The organism is Extensimonas soli, assembly GCF_029211265.1.
GTDB lineage: Bacteria > Pseudomonadota > Gammaproteobacteria > Burkholderiales > Burkholderiaceae_C > Extensimonas > Extensimonas soli.
This window is the reverse complement of sequence record NZ_JARGEL010000032.1, coordinates 128,707-145,331: the sequence shown is the minus strand read 5'-3', so window position 1 is coordinate 145,331 and position 16,625 is coordinate 128,707. Positions and strand designations below refer to the sequence as shown.

At 67.7% G+C, this 16,625-nt stretch carries 17 protein-coding genes; 5 read left to right on the top strand and 12 right to left on the bottom strand.

What is annotated here, in order from left to right; genetic code table 11:
• Positions 1-43: 43 nt before the first annotated feature.
• From PYV55_RS15700 to cobT, 4 genes are all read right to left on the bottom strand, one after another.
• Complete coding sequence (locus PYV55_RS15700) at positions 44-1,099, bottom strand: 2-oxoacid:ferredoxin oxidoreductase subunit beta (RefSeq protein WP_275853103.1); 1,056 nt, start codon at positions 1,097-1,099, stop codon at positions 44-46.
• The gene (locus tag PYV55_RS15695) at positions 1,096-3,015 is read right to left on the bottom strand and encodes a 2-oxoacid:acceptor oxidoreductase subunit alpha (protein WP_275853101.1); all 1,920 of its coding nucleotides are present in this window, start codon (positions 3,013-3,015) and stop codon (positions 1,096-1,098) included. The genes PYV55_RS15700 and PYV55_RS15695 overlap by 4 nt, the downstream gene beginning before the upstream one ends.
• Complete coding sequence (locus PYV55_RS15690) at positions 3,012-4,841, bottom strand: FAD-dependent oxidoreductase (protein ID WP_275853099.1); 1,830 nt, start codon at positions 4,839-4,841, stop codon at positions 3,012-3,014. Before PYV55_RS15690 ends, PYV55_RS15695 begins: the two co-directional genes overlap by 4 nt.
• A 128-nt stretch (positions 4,842-4,969) precedes the next feature.
• Positions 4,970-6,070 carry a nicotinate-nucleotide--dimethylbenzimidazole phosphoribosyltransferase gene (gene cobT, locus PYV55_RS15685; RefSeq protein WP_275853097.1) on the bottom strand — a complete coding sequence of 367 codons (1,101 nt, stop codon included), beginning with the start codon at positions 6,068-6,070 and terminating at the stop codon, positions 4,970-4,972.
• A gap of 738 nt (positions 6,071-6,808) precedes the next feature.
• Between cobT and PYV55_RS15675 the strand changes: the two genes are divergently transcribed.
• Positions 6,809-7,381 (top strand): hypothetical protein, encoded by a 573-nt coding sequence (locus PYV55_RS15675; RefSeq protein ID WP_275853095.1) that lies wholly within the window; start codon positions 6,809-6,811, stop codon positions 7,379-7,381.
• 115 nt (positions 7,382-7,496) lie between these two features.
• On the opposite strand, the gene PYV55_RS15670 is transcribed toward PYV55_RS15675, so the two are convergent.
• From PYV55_RS15670 to PYV55_RS15655, 4 genes are all read right to left on the bottom strand, one after another.
• Positions 7,497-7,799, bottom strand: coding sequence for a 4a-hydroxytetrahydrobiopterin dehydratase (locus PYV55_RS15670; protein WP_275853094.1), 303 nt, complete (start codon positions 7,797-7,799; stop codon positions 7,497-7,499).
• Positions 7,800-7,907: 108 nt separating this feature from the next.
• On the bottom strand, positions 7,908-9,488 hold the full coding sequence (locus tag PYV55_RS15665; RefSeq protein WP_275853092.1) for a cobyric acid synthase: 1,581 nt from the start codon (positions 9,486-9,488) through the stop codon (positions 7,908-7,910).
• A gap of 123 nt (positions 9,489-9,611) precedes the next feature.
• A complete protein-coding gene (locus PYV55_RS15660) occupies positions 9,612-10,703 on the bottom strand; it encodes a phosphoserine transaminase (RefSeq protein WP_275853090.1) in 1,092 nt (363 codons plus the stop codon).
• Positions 10,700-12,025: an ATP-grasp domain-containing protein gene (locus tag PYV55_RS15655; protein ID WP_275853089.1), complete on the bottom strand. Its 1,326-nt coding sequence runs from the start codon at positions 12,023-12,025 to the stop codon at positions 10,700-10,702. The genes PYV55_RS15660 and PYV55_RS15655 overlap by 4 nt, the downstream gene beginning before the upstream one ends.
• A 192-nt stretch (positions 12,026-12,217) precedes the next feature.
• On the opposite strand from PYV55_RS15655, the gene PYV55_RS15650 reads away from it, so the two are divergent.
• Both PYV55_RS15650 and PYV55_RS15645 read left to right on the top strand, forming a co-directional pair.
• The gene (locus tag PYV55_RS15650) at positions 12,218-12,460 is read left to right on the top strand and encodes a DUF4160 domain-containing protein (protein WP_275853087.1); all 243 of its coding nucleotides are present in this window, start codon (positions 12,218-12,220) and stop codon (positions 12,458-12,460) included.
• Positions 12,435-12,710, top strand: a complete 276-nt coding sequence (locus tag PYV55_RS15645) for a DUF2442 domain-containing protein (RefSeq protein ID WP_275853085.1) — start codon at positions 12,435-12,437, stop codon at positions 12,708-12,710. The genes PYV55_RS15650 and PYV55_RS15645 overlap by 26 nt, the downstream gene beginning before the upstream one ends.
• Here the strand turns inward: PYV55_RS15645 and PYV55_RS15640 are convergent.
• The 4 genes from PYV55_RS15640 to PYV55_RS15625 are packed head-to-tail and all read right to left on the bottom strand — an operon-like array spanning position 12,646 to position 15,855.
• On the bottom strand, positions 12,646-14,016 hold the full coding sequence (locus PYV55_RS15640; RefSeq protein WP_407066817.1) for an aminotransferase class I/II-fold pyridoxal phosphate-dependent enzyme: 1,371 nt from the start codon (positions 14,014-14,016) through the stop codon (positions 12,646-12,648). The genes PYV55_RS15645 and PYV55_RS15640 overlap by 65 nt on opposite strands.
• Complete coding sequence (gene cbiB, locus PYV55_RS15635; RefSeq protein ID WP_275853220.1) at positions 14,013-14,999, bottom strand: adenosylcobinamide-phosphate synthase CbiB; 987 nt, start codon at positions 14,997-14,999, stop codon at positions 14,013-14,015. The genes PYV55_RS15640 and cbiB overlap by 4 nt, the downstream gene beginning before the upstream one ends.
• A 59-nt stretch (positions 15,000-15,058) precedes the next feature.
• Positions 15,059-15,559, bottom strand: coding sequence for a GNAT family N-acetyltransferase (locus tag PYV55_RS15630; protein WP_275853081.1), 501 nt, complete (start codon positions 15,557-15,559; stop codon positions 15,059-15,061).
• Positions 15,556-15,855, bottom strand: coding sequence for a type II toxin-antitoxin system TacA family antitoxin (locus PYV55_RS15625; RefSeq protein WP_275853079.1), 300 nt, complete (start codon positions 15,853-15,855; stop codon positions 15,556-15,558). Before PYV55_RS15625 ends, PYV55_RS15630 begins: the two co-directional genes overlap by 4 nt.
• A 192-nt stretch (positions 15,856-16,047) precedes the next feature.
• Here PYV55_RS15625 and PYV55_RS15620 point away from each other — a divergent pair, with 192 nt between their 5' ends.
• Entirely contained in the window at positions 16,048-16,329 is a 282-nt protein-coding gene (locus PYV55_RS15620) for a CopG family ribbon-helix-helix protein (protein WP_275853077.1), read from the top strand.
• Positions 16,326-16,616, top strand: coding sequence for a type II toxin-antitoxin system RelE/ParE family toxin (locus tag PYV55_RS15615; RefSeq protein WP_275853075.1), 291 nt, complete (start codon positions 16,326-16,328; stop codon positions 16,614-16,616). Before PYV55_RS15620 ends, PYV55_RS15615 begins: the two co-directional genes overlap by 4 nt.
• Positions 16,617-16,625: the final 9 nt, after the last annotated feature.

Genomic DNA, 16,625 nt, shown 5'->3' with positions numbered 1-16,625 from the left:
AATGAGACTTTATCCTATCTCAAAAAAGATGTAGAAGCAAATTTCAGCGGAACTGCTGGTTCAGCTTTTCGAGCGCTGCGGCGCCGGGGCACAGGTCGGCCTTGCCCAGGCTGTTGAGCGGGCGGCGGCTCGTGTGCTGGGCCATGTGCAGGTCGTCCGCGCCGGATTCGACGTAGAGCAGGCCGGTCACGAGCTCGCCCTCGGCGGCGCGCTCGTGCATGTAGCTCATAGCGGCGACGCGGTCGGTCGGGTCGTAGTCGGTGTGCAGCTTGCGCAGGCGCAGGATGCTGCCGTCGTGCTGCGGCACATCGACCACCTCGCCCGGCGCGATGCTTGCGGTGATCGGGTCGCGCGGAGTGATGAAGTCGATGCGGTTCACGGCCTCGTTGTGCTCGCGCACCCAGTCGTAGCTGCGTGTGGAGCCGGCGTGGTTGTTGAAGGTCACGCAGGGGCTGATGATGTCGATGAAGGCCGCGCCGCCGTGCTCCATCGCGGCCTTGATGAGCGGCACCATCTGCGCCTTGTCGCCCGAAAAGCTGCGCGCGACGAAGCTCGCACCCAGCTGCATGGCCAGCCCCACCAGGTCCACCGGGCTGTCGGCGTTCACCACGCCCTTCTTGCTCTTGCTGCCCTTGTCGGCCGTGGCCGAGAACTGGCCTTTGGTGAGGCCATAGACGCCGTTGTTTTCGACGATGTAGACCATGTCGACGTTGCGCCGCATGGCGTGCGCGAACTGCCCCAGGCCGATCGAGGCCGAGTCGCCGTCGCCCGACACGCCCAGGTACAGCAGGTCGCGGTTGGCGAGGTTGGCGCCCGTGAGCACGCTGGGCATGCGCCCGTGCACGGTATTGAAGCCGTGGCTCGCACCAAGGAAGTAGTCGGGCGTCTTGGACGAGCAGCCTATGCCCGAGAGCTTGGCCACGCGGTGCGGCTCGATGTTCATCTCCCAGCAGGCTTCGATGATGGCCGCCGAGATCGAGTCGTGGCCGCAGCCCGCGCACAGCGTGGAGACTTTGCCTTCATAGTCGCGCCGCGTGTAGCCGACCTTGTTGCGCGCGAGCGCGGGATGGTGCAGTGGCGGTTTGGCGATGTAGGTCATGGCGTGCTGGTCTCCTGGATGGCGGCTTGGGCGGCGGCCTGGGCGTCCCCTTGCGCAATGGCGGGTGTCGCAGCCGCAGCGGCGCCGTGCGGCGCATGTGCGGCCAGACTTGCGGCGAGACTTGCGGCGAGTTGGGTGATGGCTTGCGTGATGAAGCGCGCGGTGATCGGCGTGCCGTCGTAGTGCAGCACGGGGCGCAGGCGCGCCGGGTCGATCTCGAGCTCGTTGACGAGCAGCGAGCGCATTTGCGCGTCGCGGTTTTGCTCGACCACGAAGACCTGGTCGTGCGCGGCGATGAAGTCGCGCACGCTCGCGGGGAACGGGAACGCGCGCAGGCGCAGCGCATCGACGTGGATGCCCGCCGCCGCAAGCGCATCGAGCGCCTCGGCCATGGCGCAGCTCGTGGAGCCGAAATAGATCACCCCCAGCTGCGTGGGCGTGGCCGCGGGCTGCAGCACGGGCTGCGGCACCAGCGTCGCCGCGGTGGCGAACTTGCGCTGCAGGCGCTCCATGTTGTAGAGGTAATCAGGCCCGCGCTCGGAATAGCGCGCGTAGGGGTCGCGCGTGGTGCCGCGCGTGAAATAGCTGCCCAGCTTGGGGTGCGTGCCCGGCAGCGTGCGCCAGGGGATGCCGTCGCCATCGACATCCTTGTAGCGGCCAAATTCGCGCTGCTCCAGGTCTTGCGCGCCCATGACCTTGCCGCGGTCGTAGTCGCGGCGGTCGTCCCAGGCCAGCGGCGCGCACAGGCGCTGGTTCATGCCGATGTCGAGGTCGCTCATCACGAACACCGGCGTTTGCAGGCGGTCGGCCAGGTCGAGCGCGGTGGCTGTGAATTCGAAGCATTCGCGCGGGTCTTCGGGCAGCAGCAGCACGTGCTTGGTGTCGCCGTGCGAGGCGTAGGCGCAGGCCAGCAGGTCGGCCTGCTGCGTGCGCGTGGGCATGCCGGTGGAGGGGCCGCCGCGCTGCACGTTGATGAGCGTCGCGGGAATCTCGGCAAAGTAGGCCAGGCCGAGAAATTCGGTCATGAGCGAAATGCCCGGCCCCGAGGTGGCCGTGAACGCGCGCGCGCCGTTCCAGCCGGCGCCCACAACCATGCCGATCGAGGCAAGCTCGTCTTCGGCCTGCACGATGGCGTAGTTGTGACGCCCTTCGGCGTCCTTGCGAAACGCCGCGCAATACTGCATGAAGGCTTCGGCCACCGAGGTCGAGGGCGTGATCGGGTACCACGCGCACACCGTGGCGCCGCCATAGACCGCCCCCAGCCCCGCGGCCGTGTTGCCGTCGATGAAGATGCGCTGGCCCACGCGGTCGGCGCGCCGCACGCGGATCGGCAGCGGGTGCGCAAGGTGCTCGCGCGCAAAGTCGCGCCCCAGCTGCAGCGCCTGCACGTTCGAGGCGAGCAGCTTTTCCTTGCCCTTGTACTGCTCGCCGAGCAGGGTTTCGATGGCCACGGCGTCCATGTCCAGCAGCACCGAGAGCGCGCCCAGATAGACGATGTTCTTGAACAGCTGGCGCTGGCGCGGGTCGGCGAACACGGCGTTGCAGATTTCGGTCAGCGGCATGCCGATGACGATGATGTCTGCGCGCAGCTCCTCGGGCGCGCGCGGGCGCGTGCTGTCGTAAAACAGGTAGCCGCCGGGCTCGATCTCGGCCAGGTCGGCGGCCCAGGTCTGCGGATTCAGCGCCACCATCATGTCGGTGCCGCCGCGCCGGCCCAGGTAGCCCTGTTCGCTCACGCGCACCTCGTACCAGGTCGGCAGACCCTGGATGTTGCTCGGGAAGATGTTGCGCGGGCTCACGGGCACACCCATGCGCAAAATGGCCTTGGCAAAGAGCTCGTTCGCGCTGGCCGAGCCCGAGCCGTTCACGTTGGCAAACTTGATGACAAAGTCGTTGATGGCTTCAATCGGCTTCATACGCCCGTCCTTTCTGCGCTCATAGCTATGTCTTTGAAAGCATCGCCGGCCTTGGCGGTGAGCAGCAGGAACTTCTGCATGTCCCACGCACCGGTCGGGCAGCGCTCGGCGCACAGGCCGCAGTGCAGGCACACGTCCTCGTCCTTGACGAGCACGCGGCCGGTCTTGAGCGCGGGCGAGACGAACAGCGGCTCCTCGGGGTGCAGTGCGGGCGCGTGCAGGCGCTGGCGCAGCTCGGCCTCCTCGCCGTTGGTGGTGAAGGTGATGCAATCGGTGGGGCAGATGTCCACGCAACTGTCGCATTCGATGCACAGATTGGGCGTGAACACGGTCTGCACGTCGCAGTTCAGGCAGCGGTGCGCTTCCTTGGCGGCGGTGGCCGGGTCAAAGCCCAGCTCGACCTCGACGGCGATGCTCGCAAGCGCTTTTTCGGCCTGCGCCCAGGGCACCTTGTAGCGCGGGTCGTTGCTCGGGTCGTTGTCGTAGCTCCACTCGTGGATGCCCATTTTTTGCGACACCAGGTTCACGTGCGGCGGCGGGCGCTGCGCCACGTCCTGCCCGCGCAGGAACAGGTCGATCGACACGGCGGCCTCGTGCCCGTGCGCCACCGCGGTGATGATGTTCTTGGGGCCGTAGGCCGCGTCGCCGCCGAAGAACACCTGCGGCAGGCTGGACTGGAAGGTGCCCTTGCCCAGCTCTGGCAGGCCCCAGCGGTCGAACGCGATGCCAACGTCGCGCTCTATCCACGGAAAGGCGTTTTCCTGCCCGACCGCGATCAGCACCTCGTCGCAGGCAAAGAACGCCTCGGGCTCGCCCGTGGGCACGAGCTGGCGCCGGCCCTGCGCGTCGTACTCGGCGCGCACGACCTCAAACAGCATCCCCGTGAGCTTGCCGCCCTCGTGCACGAACGCCTTGGGCACGTGCATGTTGATGATGGGGATGCCCTCGTGCTGCGCGTCCTCTTTCTCCCACGGCGAGGCTTTCATCTCGTCGTAGCCCGAACGCACGATGACCTTCACGTCCTCGCCGCCCAGGCGCCGCGCCGAGCGGCAGCAGTCCATGGCCGTGTTGCCGCCGCCAAGCACGATCACGCGCCTGGCGACCGACGTCACGTGCCCAAACGACACCGAGGCCAGCCAGTCGATGCCGATGTGGATGTGCGCGGCCGCCTCCTTGCGCCCGGGCAGGTCGAGGTCGCGCCCGCGCGGCGCACCGCTGCCGACGAAGACGGCGTCGTAGCCCTGGCCAAGCAGCGCGCGCATGGAATCGATGCGCGTGCCGGGGCGGAATTGGGCGCCGAGCGCGAAAACGTAACCCGTCTCCTCGTCGATCACGTGCTCTGGCAGGCGAAAGCGCGGAATCTGCTGGTGCATGAAGCCGCCCGCGCGCGCCTCGGCGTCGAACACCGTGACCTCGTAGCCCAGCGGCGCAAGATCGCGCGCCACCGTGAGCGAAGCCGGCCCCGCGCCCACGCAGGCCACGCGCTTGCCGTTGGGCGGCAGCGGGCGCGGCATGCGCGCGCGCACGTCGGTCTTGAAGTCGGCGGCCACGCGCTTCAGGCGGCAGATGGCCACGGGCTCGGGCTTGGGCAGGTTGTGGTCTTCGACGCGGCCACGCCGGCACGCGGGCTCGCACGGCCGGTCGCAGGTGCGCCCGAGGATGCCCGGAAAGACGTTGGACACCCAGTTGACCATGTACGCATCGTCGTAGCGGCGCTGCGCGATCAGGCGGATGTATTCGGGAACGGGCGTGTGTGCGGGACACGCCCACTGACAATCGACGACCTGGTGGAAGTAGGCCGGGTCTTGCGTGTTGGTTGGCTGCAAGCTTTGTCTCCTGGTGCTCGAGGGGGCTCTACGCTGGCCGCCTGCTGCGTTGTTGTCTGTCTTGGCGCTCAGCGTCGCACAGTGTACGACGTTCACTGCGGCTGCACCACGCTGGTGCAGCTGCCTTCTCAACAGTCCACGCGCCCGGCCACGCCCGCGGCTTCGAAGCTCGCCATGTCGCACAAGATGGTGCAGGCCGAGGCAAGCAGCGGCCACGCCAGCGCCGCGCCCGAGCCCTCGCCCAGGCGCAGCCCCCAGTCGAGCAGCGGCTCGGCCTGCATCTGCGCGAGCATCAGCGCGTGGCCGGGTTCGCCCGAGCGGTGCGCGAACACGCAGCGCTGCAGCACGGCGGGCTGCAGGCGGCTGGCCACGAACACGGCGGCGCTGCTGATGAAGCCATCGACGACGATCACGCGGCGCTCCGCCGCAGCCTGCAGCACGGCGCCCGTGAGCGTGGCGACCTCAAAGCCGCCGAGCGCCGCCAGGGCCTGCAGCGGGCTCGTGGCCTGCGCGTTGGCCTGCAGCGCCTGCTGCAGCACGGCGCGCTTGCGCGCGATGCCCTCCGCATCCAACCCCGTGCCCGCACCGGTGCACGCCGCCAGATCGACCCCGCCCAGGCGCGCGAGCAGCAGCGAAGCCACCGAGGTGTTGCCTATGCCCATCTCGCCCAGCAGCAGCACATTGCCAGGCAGGCCGCGCACGATCTCCTGCCCGTTGGCGAGCGCCTGCGCGCATTGCTCGGGCGTCATCGCCGGGCCGCAAGAAGCGTCTTGCGTGCCCGCGGCCACGCGGCGCTGCAGCAGGCGCGGCGGGCTCGCAGTCCCGTTTTGAGCCGCTGCTGTCGAAGCTGCCGTGGGCGGCTCGACCGCGCGCGCCACGCCGCAATCGACCACCGTGAGCGCCAGGCCATGCTGGCGCGCAAGCACGCTCACAGCCGCGCCGCCGGCGAGAAAGTTGTGCACCATCTGCCAGGTGACGTCCGCCGGAAAGGCCGACACCCCGCGCGCAGCCAGACCATGGTCGCCCGCGCACACCAGCATTTGCGGCTGCTGCAGCGCCGGCGCCGTGCTGCCCAGAATGTGCCCCAGGCGCAAGGCCAGCGCCTCGAGCCGGCCGAGCGAGCCCAGCGGCTTGGTTTTCTGGTCGAGCGTGTGCTGCAGCCGTGCTGTGAGGGCGGGGTCGGTGATGTCTGGGATTTGGGGGGTGGTGAAGTGGGCGATGGATTGCATGGGGGAGCTTGGATGGAGGGGAAATTCGGGTCAGAAATTGGGGGCAGATTCCAATTATTTGCGGGGTGATGAAGCAAAGGCGGAAATGGGGTTCAGATTTCGATTATCGAGCGCAGGTGCTGGAGCACGGGACGGGTGCCGGGAGTTGCGCCCGGCGGCGCACCTTCTTTTCTTGTCTCGCCAAGAAAAGAAGGCAAAAGAAGGCGACCCTGCTGCCTGCGTCCCTGCCCGCCTCACGGCGGTCAGGGCAAGCTGCGGTGCTCACGCCCGGCGGGGTCGCGCGAAACTCGCTGCGCTCGAACAATCGCGCGCCTTTCTCCCGCCGGGCGCTGCGCTCCTCGGCGCAGGCAGAAGGGCGGGGATACCGCACGGGCCTTTGCTGCGCTCGGCCTTTGTGGTGTGGCCTTGGCAGAGAATTGAAATCGGACCCTAATCTATCCCCCTGCACGGCCATGCCAGCGAATGAAAAACGCACCCAGTACAGGTACGCCTTCTCGGTCTGTGGGCTATAGTGCAGATACCGGATGCGCTCCCGAAGTTGGTCGAGCAAGCGGATGGAGCGAAGAACGGATGTGGGTGTGCCGGGTTTCATGCTTGATGTATGCCTGTAAATACGCACAGCATCAAGTGCGTAACCCGTTGATGTAGAACCATTTTTAGGACGACTCTGTGCCAAGAATATCCCGCACCGCCCAGCTTATCCGGCAGAATCTGCCGGATATATTATGTTAGGCCCCTATGGATACGTTGCTGCAAGTGTTGGCAAAAGCTCCTTCCGAGGCGTGGGTCGGACTGCTTGGCGTTGTGTTCGGCTCGCTGCTCACCACCCTTGGCGTGTGGCTTACTAACAGAGCGAATGCCAAGCAGCTAAAGGTGCAGTTGGTACACGAAGAACGCGTCCAGAATCAAAGGGTTTCGAAAGAGCGACTGGAAGAGCTTTATGTTCTCGTATGCCGTTGGCTCAACGGCATGTTCTCCAACTACCTGCACCTAACGCTTGTTATGAAGGGGGAATGCGACTACAACGCATATCTCGACGCCGTAATAAAGGCCAGCGCCGATCGTCCTGTGGACTTCAGCCGAATCGAGATGATCATCGGTATTTATGGCGCGGAGATCCGGCAGGCCTATGATCAAGTGATTGAGGCTCGAACAAGAGTCAACTCACTGATTAGCGACCACAAGCAAGCGTATTTGCAGGGCAAGCCCGGCACTCCTTTTCTAGGGCCTTTTACATCCGTTCAGGTCGTGCTCGAGCAGGATTGCGAGGCACTGAAAGAGGCAATCGCACGAGCTGCGCGCGGGGCCTAACAATTCGTCCAAGCCGACGCCGCTTCGCCGCGCGGCTTAGCTCAGGTGTTGGGATCAGATTCCGATCACTCCCTCGCTTGGCAGAGCCCCCAGAAAACGGGATCTGACGCCAATTTCAGCTCGCTCCCATGGCCAAGGCAGTGGCGTCCACCCAGCGCGCGAAGGCAATGTCGAGTTCGGTGAGGCCGCCGACATCGTGTGTGGAAAATAATATTTCCACTTGGTGATAGACATTGAACCACTCCGGATGGTGGTTTTGGCGTTCGGCTTCCAAGGCGGTGCGCGTCATGAATCCGAAGGCCGCGTTGAAGTCCGCAAAGCGCAGCGTGCGCCGGATGGCGTGACGTTCGGCATCGAAATTCCAGGCGGGTACCTGGGCCAAGGCGGATTGCAGGGCAGATCCTTCAAGTTTGGTCATGGATTCCCCTTTCAGAAAAGAAAATTGGGGTCAGATTCCAATTTCTGGCGCCGCGGGCAGGCGGGGAAATAATTGGAATCTGACCCCAATTTCCGACCCCAATTTCCCTCACGGCCCGATAAGCGCCTGCAGCACTCCCGGCGCAAAGGCGCGCTCGATCTCATCCGCGAGGCGCTCGAATGCCGCGTCCAGCGTCGGCGCCTGCGCGCCGAACAGGGCTTGCAGCACGCCCGCGTCTTCAAAAAGGCCGTGCAGGTACACGCCGAGCACGTTACCCGCGGCGTTTTGCCAGGCGATGTGGGGGATCAGTTCGTGCGCTACGTCGCCTTTGGCGGCCATGGCGGGGTGTTGCGCGGTGTGGCCGCTGTGGATTTCGTAGCCGGCGACGGGCACGCCGGCCAGCGGCGCCCAGGCGCCTGTGGCGGGGCCGAAGCGCGCTTGCGTGCGGCGCACGGTTTTGTGCGGGGCAAAACTGGTGACCAGGGGCAGCAGGCCGAGGCCCGGGGCGTTGCCATCGACATTGCCGTCAGCCTTGCCTTGGCTTTCGACGCCGTGCTGGTCTATCAGCGCTTCGCCCAGCATTTGCAGGCCGCCGCAAATGCCCAGCACCGCCCCGCCCTGCCCTGCGTGCGCGGCGATGGCGGCGTCCAGGCGCTGCGCGCGCAGCCAGGCCAGGTCGGCCGCGGTGGCTTTGCTGCCGGGCAGCACGATCCAGTCGGCCCCTGCCAGCTGCGCCGGCGTGCGCGCCCAGACCAGTTGCACGCCGGGCAGGTTTTTGAGCGGCTGGAATTCGTCAAGGTTGCTGATGCGCGGATAGGCGACGATCGCGATGCGGCGCGGTGCGCGATCCAAGGAGCTATCTTTTGAATAGCTACTTGTCAAGACAACACCTTCACCAGAGGCCATTTTGGCTTGTAAACCTGCGAGCGGCGGCGCGGCAGCCACGGGCCGGTCGTCGAACACGCCATCCTCCTCCGGCAGACCGTGGCCAAAGCGCATGGGCAGCACGGCCACGGTGGGCACGCCGGTCAGGCGTTCGAGCTGTTCGGGCGCGGGGGCCAGCAGGGCTGCGTCGCCGCGGAACTTGTTGAGCACGAAGCCGCGAATGCGCGCGCGGTCCGCCTCGGGCAGCAGCGCCCAGGTGCCGTACAGGTGCGCGAACGCGCCGCCGCGGTCGATGTCGGTCACGAGCAGGCAGCGCGCGTCGGCATGGCGTGCCACGCGCAGGTTGACGATGTCGCTGTCCATCAGGTTGATCTCGGCGGGCGAGCCTGCGCCCTCGATCACCACCACGTCGTTGTCGGCGCGCAGCGCGTCGAGCGCGGCGGCAATCTGCGGCCAGACCTGCGCACTGCGCGCGCGCCAGGGCAGCGCGGTGAGTGCGGCGCTGACCTGCCCGAGCAGCACCACCTGGCTGTGCGTGTCGGCCTCGGGCTTGAGCAGCAGCGGGTTCATGCGCACCTCGGGTGCGGCGCGCGCGGCCAGCGCCTGAAAGTATTGCGCCGCGCCGATCTCGCCCATGCCGCCGGCCAGGTCGGGCACCACGCGCGCGTTGTTGCTCATGTTCTGCGCCTTGAACGGCGCCACCTTCAGTCCCTGCCGGGCGTAGTGGCGGCACAGCGCCGTGGCGAGCCAGCTCTTGCCCGCGCCGCTCGAAGTGCCCAGCACCATGATGCAGCGTGCGCTCATGCGCACTCCTCCAGCCCGCACGGGCAGCGGGCGGCGCCATCGCCCCCACGGCAGTCCAGCGGCCAATGCAGGCGATGATTTGCAAAGCGGTGCCGGGCCCGCATACCGGCATGGACAGCGGCTTCAGCCATGGCGCGCAAAGTCTTCCATGAACTGCGCCAGGCGCTGCACGGCTTCGAGCGTGAGGCCGTTGTAGAGCGAGGCGCGTATGCCGCCCAGCGCGCGGTGCCCGGCCAGGCCCGAAAAGCCCGCGGCCTGCGCCTGGGCCAGAAAGCGCTGCGTCGCCGAGGCATCGGGCAGCTCGAACACCACGTTCATGCGCGAGCGGTCGGCCACTGCCGCGCGGCCGCGGTACACGCCGGGGTGCGCATCAATCAGCCCATAAAGCGTCTGCGCCTTGCGCTGATTGATTTCGGCCATGCGCGCGAGGCCGCCGACTTCGTGCAGCAGCCAGCGCGTCACGAGCAGCACCACGTAGATCGCGAACACCGGCGGCGTGTTGAAGTTGGAATGCGCAGCAGCGTGCGTGCGGTAGTCGAGAAAGTCGGGCAAGCCCTCGGGCGCACGTGCCAGCAGCGCGTCGCGCACCAGCACCACGGTGACGCCCGCGGGGCCGATGTTTTTTTGCGCATGCGCGTAAATCAGCGCAAAACGCTCGGCCGCGCAGGGCGCCGAGAGGAAGTCCGAGGACATGTCACACACGCGCGGCACCTCGTCGAGGCCCAGCACGCGGTGGAACTGCAGCCCTTCCACGGTCTCGTTCGAGACGTAATGCAGGTACGGCGCCGTGGGCGAAAACGGCAATTCCTCATCACGCGGCAGGCGCCGCCACTGCGCCGGCTCACCGCTCCACAGCACGCGCACCGGCCCGTGCCCCTGCGCCGCGCGCACGGCCTTGCCGCTCCAGTAGCCCGTGTGCAGGTATTCGGCGGGCTGCGTTGCGCCGTGCAGCAGCAGCATGGGCACCATGGAAAACTGCTGCGTCGCGCCGCCTTGCAGCAGCAGCACGTAGTAGTCGTCGGGCAGCGCGAGCAGCGTGCGCATGTTGCGCTCGAGCTCGGCGATGACCGCGGCAAACCAGTCCGAGCGGTGGCTGATGCCCAGAATCGACAGGCCCACCTCGGGCACTTCGAGCACGGCTTGCTGCACTTGTTGCAGCACGCTCGCGGGCAGCGCGCCGGGGCCACCGGAAAAATTGAGGCTGTTGCGATTCATGGCTGGGATGGTGGAACGGAAGAATCAGGTGAGGCCGAAAGCACCGCACCAGGCTGCGCGCCCGAGCGGCGCAGCAGCAAGTCGCGCACCGCCGCGCGCAGCCTGGCCATGTGGCGCTGCTTGAACGGAAACAGCGCCTCGGAATCCATCGCGTGCACCACCATGATGTGGTCGATCTCGAAGATCAGCAGGCGCCCGTCGGCCGCCTGCGCCGCGTCCATGCAGTAATAGTCGAGCGCCAGGCGCTGCTGGATCGCCGCGAACGCCGCCTGGTGGCGCGCGCAAAAGGCGTCGAAGTCGTCCATGAAGCGGGCCTCCTCGGCACGCTTGGCCGCGTCTTGGTACATGCCCGCGTTCACGTAGTGCACCATCCAGTGCGCCGACGCGGCCATGTGGCTCACGCAGGGGCGGCCATCGACCATGGCGATGCGGAACTTGCGGTACAGGCCATCGGCGCTGCGGTAGTCGATGAAGGGCGCGACGAAAAACGCCGGCTCCGGCACGCGCGCGAGGTACTCGGCAAGCTCCTGCGGCTGCGTGATGCGCGCAAGGTCGCGCCCGGCCTGCGAGCCCACGGGGCGCACGATCAGCGGAAACGCACCATCTGCAAAAAGTGTAGCTGCCAGCGCACGCTGCGCGGCCACTTCAGCGAGTTTTGACCTTTGCACCTGCACGATGGCCGGCATGCTGACGCCGGGCGCGCCCTGCAGCAGCGCGCTGAGCCGGTCGCGCCGCGTGGCCGGGATCAGCGCGGGCGCGTTGAGCACCGGCCGGCCCCAGTGCGCCAGCGCCTGTTCGAGCACGGCGAGCAGCGGCGCGTTCGCGTCCGAGTCGCCCAGCGCCACGAGCACCGCGTCGTGCGCGGGGATTGGCGCAACGAACGGCTGGTCGGCGCTGCCCAGGTAGTAAAAAATCAGTTCGATGTCGCTCTCTTCGAGCAGGCAGTCCAGCGGCGTGTTCGCGGCCAGGTCGCCCGGCACCATGAGCATCAGCAGGCGCCGCGTGGGCGGCTCGCACGTGGCGGCGATGCGATAGACGCGCTGCAGCTGCAGCGCCTGCGCCTGCATCGCCAGGCCCAGCTCGGCCTGTTCCAGACACTGCATGACGAGCGACAGATTCAGCCACAGCGTGGCGTCGTCGGGCGATCGATCCACCTGCGCGAGCAGCGCCTGCGCCAGCGGCCGCAGGTCCTCGCCCGCGATGCTCATGCGCAAAAACGGCGCAAGCCCGCGAAAGCGGCGCCAGGGTGCGGGCAGCTCGGGCGCGGGCGCCGTGGGAGGCGCGACAGGGGGCGCGGAATCAGAGGCGGATGAATGTGGCATGGAACCCAGATTGTCCATGAGGCGGCGCTGCGCGCCTGCGCGGGCGCTGGTGGATGGCTGGTGGAGAGCTGGGGCAGCGTAGGTAAGTAGGTTGTAACCCAGCCTGCCTGCTGCGTCGTGCAGGTTTCGAGCAGGTTTTCTGTTGAAGCTACACTTTCCCGTAGCAGGCTTTGCAGCCTTGAATAGCGCACCATGCCAACCATCCTTCGCATTGGGCCGTACCGTTTTTTCTTCTATTCGAACGAGAACGGCGAGCCTGCCCATATTCACGTGCAGCGCGAGCGCGCCTTGGCAAAATTTTGGCTCAGCCCCGTCATGTTGGCATCGAGCACCGGCTTTTCGGCGCAGGAGTTGGGCAAACTTTCCACTGTCGTGCGCGAGCACGCCATGCTGTTTTCGGAGGCTTGGAATGAATTCTTTGGCCCTGCAAATTGATCCGCGCGCGGCGCATGTGCATTGCACGGAGGATGAACTGGTCGTGACGCTCGCCGACGCCCGCACCTTGTCGGTACCTTTGGCATGGTTTCCGCGTCTGGCCAGCGCGCGGCCCGAAGACCGCGCGCAGTTTGAGTTGCTCGGCGACGGTCAGGGCATTCACTGGCCCACGCTCGATGAAGACATCAGCGTGTTGGGGCTGCTGGCGGGCAATCCCTCCTTCGAGCGTCCGGCGCGCGAGCGGCGGTAGCGGAGTGCTCCACGGGGCGGGCGGCCTCTTGCCGCACGCCCACCTCACCCCACGCCCGCAGCAACGCATCCTGCGACGCCGGCGCGCGCACGCCCAGGCGCACCAGGCCGGGCAGGCCGAACGAACTGCAGTCGCGCAAGCGCACACCGTGGCGGCGCAGCTGCGCGCACAGCGCGGGCACGTCGGCCGCGTCGGCCACCGGGGGGCGGGCGCAGAAAAACGGCGCTTCGCTCTCCAGCATCTGCCAGCCTTGCGCCTGCAGGAGCGCAGTCTGGCGCGCCTTCCAGCCGCGCAGCGTGTGCAGGCTCTCTTGCAGCCAGGCGTGCACTGCGGGCTGCGTCCAGGCGGCCAGCAGCGCCACACCGTGCGCGCCTAGCGGCCACGACGGGGCCAGCGCCTCGAGCTGCGCGACCACTTGCGCGACCATTTGCGCGACCCTCTGCTGCCCACCCGCCGGGGCGATCGCATAGGCCGCGCGCACGCCCGTCAGGCCCAGCGCCTTGTTGGGCGAATACAGCCGCCACACGGCGTCCAGCGCCGCTGCGTCCAGACTGGGCTGGCCCGACAGGCGCAGCGGCGCGTAGGCGCAGTCGAGCACGCGCACCGTGGCAGGCGCGCCGGCGGGTTCGTCGTTGCTTGGCTCGTCGCAAGGCTCATCGCGCAGCCGCTCGCGTACCCCTTCGCGCGCGCCGTCCATGGCGCCGTCCACAAGCCCGTCCACAGACTTATCCCCAGCGCCATCGACAGGCTTGTCCACAGCCGCCTGGTCCGCGCGCACGCCGCCGCCAGGCACCTGCGCGCGCCAGGCCGCGAGCGCTGCGTCGGCCTGCCCCAGCGGGCTGCCGGGTTCGCAGGCCCAGTGCAGGCCGGGCACGGGTGCATCGCCTCCAACACCCGCATCGCCCACTTCGTGCACGGGGTGCACCACGCGCAGCCCCCAGGCCTGCGCGGCATGCGCGTAGTCGCCATAGCCATGCGGGGGCAGCGCCACGCTGCGCGCGCCGGGGGGCAGCGCGTGCGCAGCCCAGGCCGTGATGCGGTAGATGAACTCGCTCGCGCTGCCCGCGATCACGATGCGCGCGGGCGCCACGCCGTGCAGGGCCGCGAGCTGTGCGCGCAGCGCGGTGTAGGCCGGGTCGGGGTAATGCGCGGCGTCGGCCTGCTGCACGGCAGCCAGCGCCAGCGGGCACGGGCCGCAGGCGTTCGCGTTGGTGGAAAAGTCGTGCGCGGCCACGCCCTGCACGTCGGGCCCGCCGTGCACGCGCGCCCCGTTGCTTGCATTGCCCGAATTGCTTGCGACGTTCAAAGCCAAAATGCGCCTCCAGAAACTATCAAAACAGAAGCTGCCAGCGCAAGCAGACTAAGCACAAGCGGCACTTTTCGTGCCAAACGCAGCGCCGCCGGCACGTCGCCCCCCTGCACCGCCCGGCCCGCGCCGTGCAGCTGATAGACGCCGGGCTTGCCCAGCCGCACGCCCAGCGCGAGCGCCATCGCGGCCATGGGCCAGCCGCTGTTGGGCGAAGGCGTGCGCGCCGCCTCGCGCCACAGCGCGCGCAAGGGCACGCGCTGCGCAGCGCGCGGCGGCCAGCACGCAAGCGCCGCCAGCAGCAAAGCCGTAAGGCGCGCCGGCAGCCACGAGAGCACATCGTCCGCCCGCGCCGCCCACTTGCCGGCCCACTGCCAATAGCGCCCGCCGTGCATGCCGGGGTAGCCCCACATCGCATCGGCCGTGTTGGCAAAGCGGTACAGCGCCGCGCCGGGCAGCCCCGCCACGGCAAACCAGAAGAGCGGTGCCACCACCGAATCGTTCAAATTCTCGGCCAGGCTCTCGATGGCGCTCTCGCGCACCTGCGCCGCATCAAGCGCCGCCACGTCGCGGCTCACGAGCCAGGCCAGGCGCGCGCGCCCCGCAGCGAGCGACTGCGCCAGCGCCGCCTCCACGGCCCCCACCTCGGCCGCAAGCATGCGCCAGGCCAGCAGCGGCTTGAACAGCAAGGCCAGCAGCAGCGTTGCAGGCAGCGCCGGCAATTGCAGCACCGCCCATTGCAAGCCCCAAGAAGCTCCCACGACGATAGCTGCCAGCGCACACCAGACAAGGGCTGAGAGCCAAAAAGACCCCAAACTCCGCGGCGTGGGCGCGCGTGGCGCGATGCGCGCACCCGCCCAACCCAGGCCGCGCCCCATCCACACAACCGGATGCCAGCGCGCGGGCGGCTCGCCCAGCAGCCGGTCGATCAGCAGCGCAAGCGCAGCGGCGGCCGCGAGCAGCGCGTGGGGTGCAAAAGGCATGTGGTACGTGTCCTGCACGCTGGAAAAAAACTCCACCAGTTCGGAAAAGGCCGGCAAAGTCACCGCCCCTGCGCCGCCTTGCGCAAAGTCGCCAACGGCAGGTAGAGGCACAAGGGATCGTCCAGGGTGGCACGAAAACCCAGCCGCTCGCAAAACTGCCGCGCCGCTTCGTTCTTCGCATCCACGAGCACCGCATACAGCCCCACGTAGCGCGAAAAATCCAGCGCCAGTTGCAAGGCATACGCCGTCAAGTGCTGGCCTATGCCCTGCCCCTGCTGTCGGCGATCGACGGCCAGGCGCCCCATGCGCAGCACCGGCGCCGGGTGGCGCGGCAGTTGCGCCGCGGCCTGCAACTGCGCGCACGCCACCTGCCCGGCGCTCAAGGTAACGAAGCCCAGCACCGTCACGCCATCGTCCGCCACGGCAACATACGTGGTGCCGAAGTCCTTGCGTGCGAGCTGGCCCGCCTGCTGCAGCAAAAAACGGTTGAGCGCCACGTCGCCGCAGTCGAAACCCTTGCGCTCGTGCTGCACCGCAAGGCGTTCGATGCGCACGCTCATGCCGCGGGGCGATCGGCGCGCAAGGCCATCAGCGCGCGCAGCGCCGCGGTGGGCTCGGCCGGGTTGTCGCAGGCATCGACAAAAGCGGCGAAAGCCTCTTGCGTGAGCAGCAAGCTGTCCTTGTCCGCGACGATGCGCTGCGCCGCTTCGTAGGCGTGCTGCAGCATAAAGCTCGACACCGTAGAGCCCATGATCGCCGCCGCCCGCTCGATCAGGCTTTTGGCCTCGGGGCTGGTGCGCAGGTTGATGCGGGCCGAGCCGCTGGCCGTGCTGGCCGTGTTGACAGTGGGCGGCATGGCGGGCCTCCGTTCATCTCATGGGTGTCAAAGGTCGCGGATTGTACGTCATATTGACACACAACGCGAGCCGGCGACAGGGGGAGGCTTGGTTGATGGGGGCACAGTGACCGGCCACGCCGCCCGGTTACCTCTCGCGCATGGCCCGATGTATATACTGGATCAGTACCTTTTCCACACCCATGAACGCCCATGCCCAAAGAAGCCGTTTTCACGATGAAGCTGGAGCCTGAGCTGCGCGACGCCTTCATGGCCGAAGCGGCGGGCGAACACCGGCCTGCCTCGCAAGTCATGCGCGAACTCATGCGTGGCTACATCGCCCAGCGCCGGCAGGCGCGGGAATACGACGACTACCTGCGCCACAAGGTCGAGGCCGGGCGTGCCTCCATGCGCGCAGGCCGTGGCCGCTCGAATGAAGAGGTGGAAGCCACGTTCGCCGCCCGGCGCAAAGAGGCAGCGGCCGCCCCCGAGTGATCGTCTTCTGGACGCCCGAGGCGGAACGAGCCCGCGCCGACATTTGGGACTACATCGCGGCCGACAACCCCGGCGCGGCTGCACGCATGGACGTACTTTTCAGCACGGCTGCAGCACGGCTGGCGGCGCACCACAAAATGGGCAAAGTCGGCACGGTTCCCGGCACCCGCAAATGGATCGCCCACGCAAGCTATCGCCTTGTGTACGAGGTGGACGAGGACCATGGCGCCGTGTGGATCTTGGCGCTGGTGCACACCGCGCGGCAGTGGCCGCCCGCGCAGGATTGAAGCGGGCGC